The 13,932-nt window shown below is 38.7% G+C and carries 10 protein-coding genes; all 10 read left to right on the forward strand.

What is annotated here, in order from left to right:
* The first annotated feature begins 10 nt into the window (after positions 1–10).
* Entirely contained in the window at positions 11–1,033 is a 1,023-nt protein-coding gene (locus tag MKY30_RS06435; protein WP_341083162.1) for an ABC transporter substrate-binding protein, read from the forward strand.
* 85 nt (positions 1,034–1,118) lie between these two features.
* Positions 1,119–2,168 (forward strand): NAD(P)/FAD-dependent oxidoreductase, encoded by a 1,050-nt coding sequence (locus tag MKY30_RS06440; RefSeq protein WP_341083164.1) that lies wholly within the window; start codon positions 1,119–1,121, stop codon positions 2,166–2,168.
* A gap of 210 nt (positions 2,169–2,378) precedes the next feature.
* Positions 2,379–4,094 (forward strand): ABC transporter ATP-binding protein, encoded by a 1,716-nt coding sequence (locus MKY30_RS06445; RefSeq protein ID WP_341083166.1) that lies wholly within the window; start codon positions 2,379–2,381, stop codon positions 4,092–4,094.
* A 491-nt stretch (positions 4,095–4,585) separates the two neighbouring features.
* Positions 4,586–5,953, forward strand: coding sequence for a bifunctional UDP-N-acetylglucosamine diphosphorylase/glucosamine-1-phosphate N-acetyltransferase GlmU (gene glmU / locus MKY30_RS06450; RefSeq protein WP_341083167.1), 1,368 nt, complete (start codon positions 4,586–4,588; stop codon positions 5,951–5,953).
* Between the two features lie 26 nt (positions 5,954–5,979).
* Complete coding sequence (locus tag MKY30_RS06455; RefSeq protein ID WP_147212231.1) at positions 5,980–6,933, forward strand: ribose-phosphate diphosphokinase; 954 nt, start codon at positions 5,980–5,982, stop codon at positions 6,931–6,933.
* Positions 6,934–7,273: 340 nt separating this feature from the next.
* A complete protein-coding gene (locus MKY30_RS06460) occupies positions 7,274–7,906 on the forward strand; it encodes a 50S ribosomal protein L25/general stress protein Ctc (RefSeq protein WP_147212230.1) in 633 nt (210 codons plus the stop codon).
* A gap of 130 nt (positions 7,907–8,036) precedes the next feature.
* Complete coding sequence (pth, locus tag MKY30_RS06465; RefSeq protein WP_147212229.1) at positions 8,037–8,600, forward strand: aminoacyl-tRNA hydrolase; 564 nt, start codon at positions 8,037–8,039, stop codon at positions 8,598–8,600.
* 132 nt (positions 8,601–8,732) lie between these two features.
* Positions 8,733–8,963: an anti-sigma-F factor Fin gene (locus MKY30_RS06470; RefSeq protein WP_147212228.1), complete on the forward strand. Its 231-nt coding sequence runs from the start codon at positions 8,733–8,735 to the stop codon at positions 8,961–8,963.
* Between the two features lie 383 nt (positions 8,964–9,346).
* Positions 9,347–12,865: a transcription-repair coupling factor gene (gene mfd, locus MKY30_RS06475; protein WP_147212227.1), complete on the forward strand. Its 3,519-nt coding sequence runs from the start codon at positions 9,347–9,349 to the stop codon at positions 12,863–12,865.
* Positions 12,866–13,265: 400 nt separating this feature from the next.
* Positions 13,266–13,799 carry a stage V sporulation protein T gene (gene spoVT / locus MKY30_RS06480; protein WP_077602855.1) on the forward strand — a complete coding sequence of 178 codons (534 nt, stop codon included), beginning with the start codon at positions 13,266–13,268 and terminating at the stop codon, positions 13,797–13,799.
* Positions 13,800–13,932: the final 133 nt, after the last annotated feature.

Here is a 13,932-nt window from a genome sequence, read left to right on the forward strand (position 1 = left end):
AGGCCGGAACATGAAAAAATATTTACTTTTATTGACAGTTTTTTCTGTCATCACTATATTAGCAGCTTGCGGCAACAGCACGAAGGGTAACGCAGTGGAAGAAGGGGAAGCAGCGGAGGATTATCCAGTAACAATCAGTAACTATTCTCTGCCTGAAGGCGGTTCGGCTTGGGAAGAAAAGGATCAAGTTTTTGAACAGGCCCCCGAACGGGTAATGGCAAATACAAGACCCGCAGCTGAGCTATTATTGCATTTAGGCTTAAAGGATAAAATTGCTGGTGTTGGTGCCAGCTTTGGTGCGCCAGATCCAACTGTAGAAGAGGATTATAATGACTTGAACATTTTAAGTGATTCTTATGTAGGCAAAGAAGTGGCCTTAGGAACAGATCCAGATTTAGTCTTTGGCCGCGGAGGCTTATTTTCAAACGATGATTGGGGTGTTGGAACGGTAGATTCCTTAAATGAAATGGATGTGAGTACCTATGTACTGGAATCTTCCATAGATGGAGCAACCTATGAATCTATCTATAAAGATATTGAGAATTTAGGAAGAATTTTTAACGTACAGGAAGAGGCAGAAGCATTTAGTTCGCAATTAAAAGAGCAGGAACAGTCTATCATTGATAATTTATCGAGTATTGAAGAAAACAAAACATTTGTCTATTTACACATGACGGATCCGAATGAGGTCTCTGTATATGCTGCAGGTGGAGAGAATTTCTTTAATGATGTATTTAGTAAAATAAAGCTTACAAATGCCTTTGAAGGTGAAACAGGAGAGGTAAGCATTGAGACATTAATTGAAACAGATCCGGATGTATTGATTATTCCTACCTGGATAGACAATGATCCTGAAAATGCAGAAAAAATAAAGGAAGGCTTATATAATAATCAGAAGCTTTCAAGTATGAAGGCCATTCAGAATGAACAGGTTTATGCAGTAGATTACAACTACATGTTTGGATATAGCTACAATGCGCTTGATGGAATGGAAATATTGGCGGAAGAAATGTATCCGGAATTATTTAAATAAATTTGATTGAAAAAGGAGGGGGAAGCAAGCTCTCTTTCCTTTTACTATCTATTTTATTTTGAAAAGCACACAAGGAGGTTATCTGATGAAAAGTCCAGAGATTTATGATGTAACCATTATTGGAGCGGGCCCGGCAGGTCTCTTCTCTGCTTTTTACAGCGGATTGCGGGAAATGAAGACGAAAGTGATTGAATATCAGGAGCATCTGGGTGGAAAGGTTCATGTGTATCCGGAAAAAATGATTTGGGATATTGGAGCGTTAACACCGGTTTCTGGTGAGCAGCTGATTGAGCAAATGATCGAACAGGCTAAAACCTTTCATCCAACGATTGTCTGTAATGAAAAAGTAACTGCAATCTCCAAAGATGAACAAGGGATATTTATACTTGATACTTCCTCAGGAGAAAAGCACTATTCCAAGACAGTCATTCTTGCTATTGGCGGCGGTATTCTGAACCCGCAAAAACTGGAAATTGACGGAGCAGAGAAATTTGAGATTTCAAACTTGAGCTATACGATTAAATCACTGAAACGATTTAAGGATAAGACGGTGCTTATTTCAGGTGGAGGACATACAGCAGTGGATTGGGCAAATGAACTGGAGCCGATTGCACGAAAGGTTTATTTGGTGTATCGGAAAAATGAACTCAATGCCCACGAGGCGCATGTAACGCAATTAATGAATAGTTCCGTAGATTGTTTATTTGATACGGATATCCAGCGTTTAGTTGCCAACGAGACACGTGAGTATATCCAGCAGGTTGAATTAAAGCACAGTTTGACAAATCAATTATCCCATATTGAAATTGACGAATTAGTAGTTAATCACGGGTTTGTCCGGGAGAAGAAATTGCTGGAGGAAAGCGAGTTGCAGATTGAAATGGCTAATGAATATTTTATTGCCGGCAGCCCATTCAGCGAGACTTCTATACCAGGTATATATGGAGCTGGAGATGTGATTATGTACGATGGCAAGGTTCATTTAATTGCAGGAGCTTTTCAGGATGCCGTAAATGCAGTAAATAAAGCAAAACAGTTTGTAGAGCCTGATGCATTTGAATCAGGGATGGTATCTTCACACAACGATATATTTAAAAAACGTAATAAAAAATTAGTTGCTGAGCTGATAAAGTAAAGCTCTTTGCAGGGGGAGTTCTTTTCATCCCTACTATACTAAAGAAAAAGGCTAAGCTCGTGATGGACTTGGGCCGGGTCTGTAGTTACTCGCCTCTCAAAAAACGTTGTCGTAACATCTTTAAAAATTGCAGCCAGCTGCACAGTGATAAATTAAATAATGTAATCAGCTGATAAAAAGAGAATCAGAACTGGAAGGAGGTTCGTTCCTATGGAATATATTAAACGTTTCTTTTCTTATTATAAGCCTTACAAAGGGCTTTTTATTTTAGATTTTACTTGTGCTATTTTAGTCGGTTTATTAGAACTTGCTTTTCCGTTGGCGGTTAATCGGGTAATTGATCGGCTTTTGCCACAGGGGGATTGGTCGCTTATTATTTGGGCGTGTGTTGCCCTCCTGATGATTTATGGAATTAATACGTTCCTGCATTATGTTGTGACGTATTGGGGACACAGACTGGGGATTAATATAGAAACAGATATGCGTCAGAAGCTGTTTAGCCATATGCAGAAGCTGTCATTCGGTCATTTCGATAATAATAAAACAGGTCATTCCATTTCGCGTTTAACAAAGGACTTAGAAGAAATTGGAGAGATGGCTCACCATGGCCCGGAGGATGCCTTTGTTGCTATCATGACTTTGATAGGTGCTTTTATGATTATGATTGGTATCAATTGGCCGCTGGCAGTCATTTCCTTTATTGTTATTCCTTTATTGATGATCTTTGCGATTTATTTTAATAAATTGATGACGGGAACATTCCGTATGATGTTCAACGATATTGCAGATATAAACTCCAGAGTGGAAGACAGTATTGGCGGAATTCGTGTTGTTCAGGCCTTTGCTAATGAAGAATATGAACAGGATAAATTTGCGGAGAACAATGAGCGGTATCGTCAAACCAAGCTGGCTTCTTACAGGATTATGGCGAAGAATATTATGTCTAATTATTTTTTGATGCGTGTTGTTACTTTATTTACGTTACTGTTCGGAACCTGGTTTGTCATCAATGGTTCCATGACCTACGGTGAATTTGTTGCCTTTTTACTTTTATCGAATATTTTGTTAGCTCCTATACAGAAGATAAATGCAATTATTGAAAGTTATCCAAAGGGCTTCGCCGGCTTCAAGCGCTATACAGAAGTAATGGATATGAACCCTGACATTGCGGACAGCCCTGAAGCGAAGGATATTCCGGTTCATGGAGAGGTTCGTTATGAAAATGTATCTTTTGGTTATCATCCAGCAGAGCATATTCTCCATCGTATAAATCTGCAGATTCAGCCGGGAGAAACAGTTGCCTTTGTTGGTCCTTCAGGTGCAGGGAAAACAACGTTATGCAGTTTACTGCCACGTTTTTACGAGGTAATGGAAGGACATATTTATATAGACGGCCATGATATCCAGGACTTTACCCTGCATTCTCTGAGGAATCAGATTGGCATCGTACAGCAGGATGTATTTCTGTTCTCTGGTACGATCCGGGAGAATATCGCTTATGGCAGGCTTGATGCAACCGATGAAGAAATTATAGAGGCTGCAGAAAAAGCCCAGTTAAAAACATTTATTGATACACAGCCAGATGGTTTAGATACGGTAATTGGCGAGAGAGGCGTTAAATTGTCGGGCGGTCAAAAGCAGCGCTTATCAATTGCACGTATGTTTTTGAAGAATCCGCCTATTTTAATTCTGGATGAAGCTACTTCGGCTCTGGATACAGAAACAGAGCTGGCTATTCAGCAATCACTGGCAGAACTTTCTAAAGGACGGACAACATTAGTCATTGCTCACCGGTTAGCAACTATAAAGAACGCAGATCGTATTATTGTGTTAACAAAAGATGGAATTGAGGAGCAGGGAGAACATCAAGAGCTATTGCAGCAGAAAGGGATGTACAGCCGCCTTCATCAGGCTCAGCTTGGCTAATGAATAATGCTTGAATAAAAACATCATATAGCATGTGATTTAAACAGTTAAAATAGACATGTTTAGTCAAAGCAGCAATGGAAGTTAATTAACTTCCATTGCTTTTTTATGTAGTATGAAGATACGAATTCCGGTTATAGTATTTTACTTTATCTGTAATTGGAATTTTTTTCAGGGTTTTTGACTTATTAATTTGTGAATCAATTACCACGAAAAAAATAAAATATGATAACATAGATAATAGAGGATGTTCAAAAAATCCAATAAAGATGACACGGCGAATTTCTTCGTTGACTAGCTTTTTCCGATACTCACGTATTATAATGCATACGCTCCGTTCGTAAAAAGCTAGTCGCCTTGAACTTCTTGGTCCTATTTATCGAATTTTTTGAACACGCACTAATAGAGATTAAATCTACAATTTTATTGAAATAAGGTTTTTTTTACGATATATTTTTAAATGGATATTTAGAGATGATGGAGGTTTCCGAATGGCGAATCGATTTGCTGTAATTTTAGCAGCAGGACAAGGAACAAGGATGAAATCAAAGTTATATAAAGTACTTCATCCTGTAGTTGGAAAACCAATGGTACAGCATGTTGTGGATCAATTGCAACAGACACAATTAGATAAGATAGTTACCATTGTCGGGTTTGGAGCAGATCAGGTAAAAACACAGCTTGGAGATTCGAGTGACTTTGTAGTACAGGAAGAGCAGCTGGGTACGGGACATGCTGTGATGCAGGCTGAACAACTGTTGCAGGATAAAGAAGGTGTAACCATTGTGGCTTGCGGGGATACTCCTTTGATCCGGGCAGAGACATTCCGAAAATTGTTTGAGCATCATGAACAAACGGGCTCTAAAGCAAGTATATTGACAGCTTTCGCAGATGATCCATCCGGATACGGACGAGTTATTCGAAATCAAGCGGGAGAAGTAGAGAAAATTGTCGAGCATAAGGATGCTACAGAAGCTGAATTAGAGGTTGAAGAAATTAATACAGGAACCTATTGCTTTGACAATAAAGCATTATTTGAAGCTTTAAAATCAGTTTCTAATGACAACGCACAAGGTGAATATTACTTACCAGATGTTATAAAAATCTTAGGTGACCAGGGCGAGCGTATCAGCGCTTATGTAGCAGCTGATTTTAATGAGACAATCGGTATTAATGACCGTGTAGCGTTAAGTGAAGCTGAAAAAATTATGAAAAGACGTATTAATGAGCTGCATATGCGTAATGGTGTGACCATCGCGGATCCTGATAATACGTATATCGGCCCTGATGTAAAGATTGCTTCTGATGTGTACCTCCACCCGGGAACGATTCTAAAAGGGGAAACATCCATTGAAACCGGTTCGGAAATTGGCCCGCATACAGAAATTAAAGATTGTGAAATTGGAGAAGACACAAATATCCGATTTAGTGTTGCTGCGGACAGCCGCATAGGCAATCGGGTTAATATTGGCCCGTATGCACATATCCGTCCAGCGTCCAATGTCGGTAATGATACGAAAATCGGTAACTTTGTAGAGCTTAAGAAAACAAACCTCGGTGATAACAGCAAAGTTTCTCATCTTAGTTATATTGGCGATGCTAATGTGGGTGAGCGCGTAAATGTCGGCTGTGGTACAATTACAGTAAATTATGATGGTAAAAATAAATTCCTGACAACAATTGAAGATGATTCGTTTATTGGATGTAACTCAAATTTAATTGCACCAGTCACAGTTGGAAAAGGTGCTTACGTTGCAGCAGGATCGACAATTACAAAAGATGTGCCGGATGAGGCATTATCCATTGCAAGATCGAAGCAGGAAAACAAAGAAGGATATGCTAAAAAGTTTAAAAAATAAACTATAAAATCATGGAGGTTAATTGAATGTCATCCAGTTATAAGGATTCATCGTTGAAAGTATTTTCGTTAAATTCGAATGAAGCATTAGCAGAAAAAATCGCAGCTCAAATCGGCACAAAATTAGGGAAATGTACGGTAACACAATTTAGTGATGGAGAAGTACAAATTAATATTGAAGAAAGTGTCCGTGGATCTGACGTTTATGTCATCCAATCTACTTCTGCTCCGGTAAACCAGCATATTATGGAGCTGCTTATTATGATTGATGCTTTGAAACGCGCTTCTGCCAAATCAATTAATATTGTGATGCCATACTACGGTTATGCACGTCAAGATCGTAAAGCGAGAGCGCGTGAGCCAATTACAGCAAAATTAATAGCGGATTTAATTGAAAAAGCAGGAGCAAATCGTATGATTACGCTTGATTTGCATGCACCTCAAATTCAAGGCTTCTTCGATATTCCTATTGACCACTTACAGGGTGTACCAATCTTAGCTACTTATTTTGAGAAGAAAAATTTAGAAGATGTAATTGTTGTTTCACCGGACCATGGCGGTGTTGTCCGTGCCAGAAAAATGGCCGATCGCTTAAAAGCACCTATCGGTATTATTGATAAACGCCGTCCGCGTCCGAATGTTTCAGAAGTTATGAACATTATTGGTAATATTGAAGGAAAAACGGCTATTTTAATTGACGATCTGATCGATACTGCAGGAACAATTACTTTGGCAGCAAACGCATTAATTGAAAGTGGCGCCAAAGAAGTATATGCTTGCTGTACACATCCGGTACTTTCTGGTCCTGCAATTGAGCGGATTAATAACTCACAAATTAAAGAGCTTGTCATCACAGATTCGATTCCTTTGCCAGAAGAAAAGTGTATTGATAAAATTACTGAACTATCGGTTGCTTCTCTTCTCAGCGAGGCAATTATCCGTGTTCATGAAATGCAATCTGTAAGTATTCTTTTTGATTAATAAATAAAATATGTTGTTTAGCAGAGGGAATTTCTTCGGCTGGAAATAGAGCTGTCCAGCTCCAAGCGCCAAAAACTAGGAGATTTCACGTCACGCCCTACGATAAGTCAACATCGGTTCGTTACCTCACCGTGTTTCCTTTATCTCAGTTGTGCCGCTCCAATCTCTACGTTTTTAACCAGGCGCTTTCCGCTTTTCTAAATTTAATGTTTAAGTTGTTCCATTTTGGGGTATGTATTATACTGACCGTTTATTTTATTGAGAAAAAGAAATGATGCAAAATCGCAATAAATGACGATGTTTCATATTATTTTTTTAATCAACTTGGAGGGTGATACGAATGGCAGTAAAATTAAACGCACAAAAAAGAGAAGATCTTGCAAAATCAGCAACAAACGAAATTAGAAACAGCGGTAGAATCCCGGCGGTTGTTTATGGGAAAAATAAAGATCCCAAGACAGTTTCTGTGGATAGTGTAGATTTAGTCAAAACAGTTCGGGATGAAGGAAGGAATGCAGTCATTTCTCTTCAAGTCGAAGGCAGTGATTCTGTTGATGTTATGCTGCACGATTATCAAATTGATCCGATAAAGGATGATTTACTTCATGCCGATTTCTATATCGTAAATATGTCTGAAGAAATGGACGTTGAGGTTTCTCTTCGCCTGGAGGGTGAATCAAAAGGCGAAAAAGAAGGCGGCGTATTACAGCAGCCATTTTATGAAGTCCAAGTCCGTGCAAAACCAAACGATATTCCAGAGGAAATCGTAGTAGATGTCTCTGAACTGGATGTGAACGACAGCTTATCTATTTCTGACTTGAAAGTAACTGGAAACTATGAGTTTTTAGATGATCCAGATACAACAATCGCTTCAGTTGTACCTCCAACTACGGAAGAAGATTTAGAAACAGATACAGATGAGAATGCAGAACCGGAAGTTATTAAAGAGAAAGACGAAGCAGAGGAAGAATAATTTCTTTCATTTAACAATATATAGAATGTATAAGTAATACCTCCCTTCTTTACTCATATGATATAAATATGTGTAAAGAAGGGTTGTTGTGTTTTCAAGAAAATGTGTTTTTAGAAGTGAGGGCAAGGTAATGAAGTTAATCGTAGGGCTTGGGAATCCCGGCAGAAAATATAAGAAAACACGTCATAATATTGGTTTTTGTGCAATTGATGAGTTATTACAAAGACATGGCTGGAAATTAAACAATTCCAAGTTTCATGGAGAATATGCGATAGAACATTTCAATGGAGAAAAGATTGTATTATTACAGCCGCAAACCTATATGAACTTATCCGGAGAATCAATTCGGCCATTGATGGATTATTATAATATAGATACAGATGATGTTGTTGTGATTTACGATGATTTGGACTTACCCGCCGGCAAAATCAGACTGCGGCAAAAAGGCGGTCATGGCGGGCATAATGGCGTGCGTTCGACCATTGATCATTTAGGCACGAAGGAATTTAAGCGTGTGCGGTTAGGAGTAGGAAGGCCGGTAAATGCAATGCCTGTCGTGGATTATGTATTAGGGAAGTTTCCAAAGGATGAAAAAGAGGCTGTCAGCCAAAGTATCCAACAAGCAGCTGATGCTGTTGAAGCCTGGGTAAATGGTAAACCTTTTATAGAAGTGATGAATGATTTTAATCAATAAAGCATACCTTTGTTTTAAGCAAGGTATATTCTTATTCCCCTCGGTTAAAACTAAATAAAAAGTACAGAGATCCTTTCCAATAAGGAATATCCTGTGCTTTAAAACTTCTTAGTTTTAATCGAGGTGAATGAGATGGTTATCTACTATGGTTGCCGGCATTGCGGAAAAGAACTGGGTGTGTTGAATCATACAGAAATTGATCTGTCCTTACGTTTTCTTGACCTTATAGAAGAGCAGGATATATCAGAAATGATAGTCTTTGAAAAAGACGGTGATTTCCGTTTGGAAGTCATTTGCGAACACTGCCAACAGGCTCTTGAAACGCATCCGGATTATCATGAATTAGATCATTTCTTACAATAGATGAATGATTATATTTATGATATTTTTAACATAAGCTGATTTTTATTCAAAAATAGCCACATTCAGCTTCAGCAAATAAAGCCTTAGAGCCGACAAGTGAAAGTTTGCAAGGGCTCTGCATTTCGGTTCTTGTAATCATTTTATGAATAAATATATGACCATATATACCATTTTCTTAAAAATTTTTATTATGTTTTTTTGATGATTATACGCAATCAGCGTTTTTTACGAATAGGAGGGGTAAAAACCCTTCTTATTTGCATAGATTAAACGATTTTAACTGGCTGGTTAATCCTTAAAAGTCGGTCAATTCTGCGTCTTTTAAGGATTAACGGGTGCCAAATTTTCTAAAAATACTTTAACAATTTAGAGGGGAAATACGAATGAAAGCAATTCATAGTTATTTAAAATCACAGGAAGATATACAGTCAATTATGGATGGATTGCTTGCAGGCATAAAAGAGCAGATGGTTGCCGGTTTAAGCGGTTCTGCCAGAAGTCTGCTCCTGTCCACTATATATCAATCAATGAATCGTCCTTTATTAATTGTTACGCATCAATTAGCTCAGGCTCAGCAGCTATATGATGACTTGGCGGAGCTGACAAATGATGAAGGTGTTTATCTTTATCCTGTTAATGAGTTAATAGCCTCTGAAATGGCTGTAGCCAGTCCGGAACTGCGTGCACAGCGAATTGAAGCATTAACAGCTTGGACGCGTAAAGATAAAGGGATATTAATTGCACCTGTTGCAGCATTAAAAAGGATGCTGCCTCCAAAATCATATTGGAATAAATATCAGCTTCTATTTCAAGTTGGCAAGGATATTGAAATGGAGGTTTACTTGCGTTCTCTGGTAGAGATGGGATATGAAAGCACCTCTATGGTTACTGCTCCCGGTGAATTCAGTCAGCGCGGGGGGATTATTGATATCTATCCAATCACGGAAAAGCATCCGATTCGTATTGAATTGTTTGACGAGGAGGTTGACTCTATCCGCTTTTTTGATGCGGAATCACAACGCTCTTTAGATAAAGTGGAAGAGGTAACCATCAATCCTGCCACGGAATTACTAATAGATAGACAAGAAATGTTGAAAGTGGCAGAAAGACTGGAAGATGCACTTTCAGATACATTGAAAAAAGTCAAAAAACCTGCTGATCGTGAAGATCTTGTTGAGATAATTGGTCAGGATATTGAACAATTTAAACAATTGACTCGTTTTCAGGGGATGTATAAATACATCGGCTATTTATATGACGAGCCCGCTAGTTTATTAGACTATTTGCCAAAGAATGGCGTTGTCTTTTTTGACGAAATGAGCCGTATTCAGGAAACAGCAACAAACTTAGATCATGAGGAACTGGAATGGTATACAGGGCTGTTGGAAGGAAATAAAATGGTCCGGGGCAGCCAGTTTTCTTTCGCGTGGAATACACTGATAGATGACATTTCGCATCCGCGTGTATATATGTCTGTATTTATGCGGCATATCCCGAATACCAATCCGCAAAACGTTATTAATCTATCGACCAGAACGATGCAGGAATTTCATGGACAGATGCCTTTATTTAAAAATGAATTAAAGCGTTGGGAAAAAGGAGATTATTCTGTTATTATTCTCACGCCAAATGAACAGCGTGCCGAAAAAGTGCATTCCATTTTAGAAGATTATGATATTGAAACACAAGTGGAGAATGAATTAAAACTCCCTATACAAAAGCCGACAATTATCGTTGGCCATCTGCACGGGGGTATTGAATTCCCGATGCATAAGCTGGCAATTATTACAGAAAATGAGCTATTCAAAAAGCGTATGAAACGCTCCAGAAAACAGCCGAAGATTTCGAATGCGGAAAGAATTAAAAACTATCAGGAGTTAAAAGTCGGCGACTACGTTGTGCATGCAAATCATGGTGTCGGAAAATACCTGGGAATTGAAACCTTAGAGGTTAATAAGCTGCATAAGGATTATATGCTGATTCGTTACTCTGGAGATGATAAGCTGTTCGTGCCGATTGACCAGATTGACTTAGTTCAGAAATTTGTTGGTTCAGAAGGAAAAGAACCGAAGCTTTACAAATTGGGCGGTACGGAATGGACAAAAGTAAAACGGAAGGTACAAAGCTCTGTCGAGGATATTGCCGATGATTTAATCAAGCTGTATTCGGAACGTGAATCCCGGAAAGGGTACGCTTTTTCACCTGATTCTGAATTACAGCGGGAATTTGAAGCTTCCTTTGCTTATCAGGAAACAGAGGATCAGCTCCGTTGTATTGCAGAAATTAAAGAAGATATGGAAAAAGAAAGGCCAATGGATCGTTTACTTTGCGGAGATGTAGGTTACGGGAAAACGGAGGTAGCTATCCGTGCAGCTTTCAAAGCAGTAGCAGATGGAAAACAGGTAGCTATCCTTGTGCCAACAACAATTCTGGCGCAGCAGCATTATGAGACAATCCGTGAAAGATTTCAGGATTTTCCGATTAATATTGGCTTATTAAGCCGTTTTCGTACACGTAAGCAGTCAAACGATACAGTAAAAGGTCTGGCGGATGGAAATATGGATGTTGTTGTAGGAACGCATCGTCTCTTATCAAAGGACGTCCAATATAAGGATTTAGGTTTACTTGTTGTCGATGAGGAGCAGCGATTTGGTGTAAAGCATAAAGAAAAAATTAAACAGCTGAAAACTAATGTAGATGTTTTAACACTGACAGCAACCCCTATTCCGAGAACATTGCATATGTCTATGCTCGGTGTGAGGGATTTATCTGTTATTGAGACACCACCGGAAAATAGATTCCCGATTCAAACATATGTGATGGAATATAATCCATCCTTTATCCGTGAGGCAGTGGATCGGGAAATGTCCAGAGGCGGCCAGGTGTTCTTCCTGCATAACCGGGTGGAAAATATTGAAAAAATGGCTCGTGATATTGGGATGCTTGTGCCAAATGCGCGAGTGGCTATTGCCCATGGGCAAATGAATGAATCAGAACTGGAGAATGTTATTATCGGCTTCATTGAAGGAGAATATGACATTTTAGTCAGTACAACCATTATTGAAACAGGTGTCGATATTCCAAATGTGAATACATTAATTGTCAATCATGCTGATCATATGGGACTGAGTCAGCTTTATCAGCTAAGAGGGCGTGTCGGACGTTCCAATCGCGTAGCCTACGCTTACTTCACATATCAGCGTGATAAAGTATTAACAGAGGTTGCTGAGAAAAGATTGCAGGCAATTAAAGAATTTACGGAGCTCGGGTCTGGATTTAAAATTGCAATGCGTGATTTATCTATTCGTGGTGCAGGGAATTTACTAGGTGCGCAGCAGCATGGCTTTATTGATTCTGTAGGGTTTGATATGTACTCTCAAATGTTGAAGGATGCAATCGATGCCCGTAAAGAAGGAAAAGAAGTAGAGGATATCAAGCCGTTTGAGCCGGAAATCTCCTTGAAAATTGATGCGTATATTCCGGATGAGTACTTAAAGGATGAGAAGCAGAAAATTGAAATGTATAAGCAGTTCCAAAACTTGGATAGTCCAGAAGCAGTACAGGATCTGAGAGATGAATTAATTGACCGCTTTGGAGATTATCCTGCAGAGGTTGAAAATTTATTCACCGTGAGCATTATGAGAATGCACGCTAAACAACAGCGTGTCCAATCTATCACAGAGGCTCCAAAGAAAATTACGATGCTGATTGATGAAGGAAGAAGTCAGGAAATTGATGGCTCTAAATTATTTGAAGTGGCTAATCAATTTGACCGTCAAATCAGCCTGGGCACAGAAAATCAAAACTTAAAAGCAGGTATTAAATGGAGTAATGACAAGGCCTATAAACGTCACGATGTTGTGGTCGAATTTATTAAACAGTTAAGTAATGTAACTCGGTAAAAATATGGTTTACCAGTGAAAAGCTGCTCTCTATTCCAGGGAGCAGCTTTTTTAATACCTTCTCAAGAAAATATTGATTTTTTATTATCAAATGATTTAAGAGGTGTAAGCAAGGAAGAAGTAGAGCACTACTTGATAATCCGACCAGTATAGAGGGAACCTAATATACTTATTACATGGGGGACAGCGAGAGGCTATCAAGTAATTATGAATAAATAAGGTTTTAAAATTCTATTTTTTGCTTTTATCTTCATCTCCTCCAAAAAAATAACAAAAATTTCATTTGGAATGTATAGTTATTTCTGGTTGATTAATACTATTACAACAACCGGTGATGAATTATGGAGGGAAGACTTTCCATCCAAGTCAGAATCGTCATTTAGAAAGGGAGGATACTTAGATGAAAGCAACAGGAATAGTGCGACGTATTGATGATTTAGGGAGAGTAGTGGTGCCAAAGGAAATTCGGAGAACCCTGCGTATCCGTGAAGGAGATCCCCTTGAAATTTTCGTTGATCGTGAGGGAGAGGTTATTTTAAAAAAATATTCACCAATCAGTGAGTTAGGCCATTTTGCTAAAGAATATGCAGAGGCATTGTTTCAATCTTTACAATCGCCGGTTATTATTACAGATCGCGATGAAATTATTGCAGTAGCAGGAGAGTCTAAAAAAGAGTACGCAAATAAATCATTAAGCAGCTATATTACTAATATTATTGAAGGACGTTCACCCGTTTATGAAGGTGATAAGTCTCAGGTAGAAATTGTAGATGGAAATGAGCAGGAGCTGCACTCTTATTCGATTCATCCTATTATTGCCAACGGTGATCCAATTGGCTGTGTGATGATTTTCTCTAAAGAAGATAAACTGAGTAAGGTAGAGCAGAAGGCAGCAGAGACTGCATCTGTTTTTCTGGCTAAACAAATGGAATAGACCGCCCCTCATTCATACTTTTTCAAAAAGAAGCTTTCTCTAGGTTACCCTCCAATCTAGAGTACAAGCTTCTTTTTTGTAGGCAGATCCGAAAATATAGCAGAGAGATTGAGGTAGGCATCTTAGTGATTAG

Origin of the sequence: Oceanobacillus sp. FSL W8-0428, from assembly GCF_038004405.1 — a bacterium.
Lineage (GTDB): Bacteria > Bacillota > Bacilli > Bacillales > Amphibacillaceae > Oceanobacillus > Oceanobacillus sojae.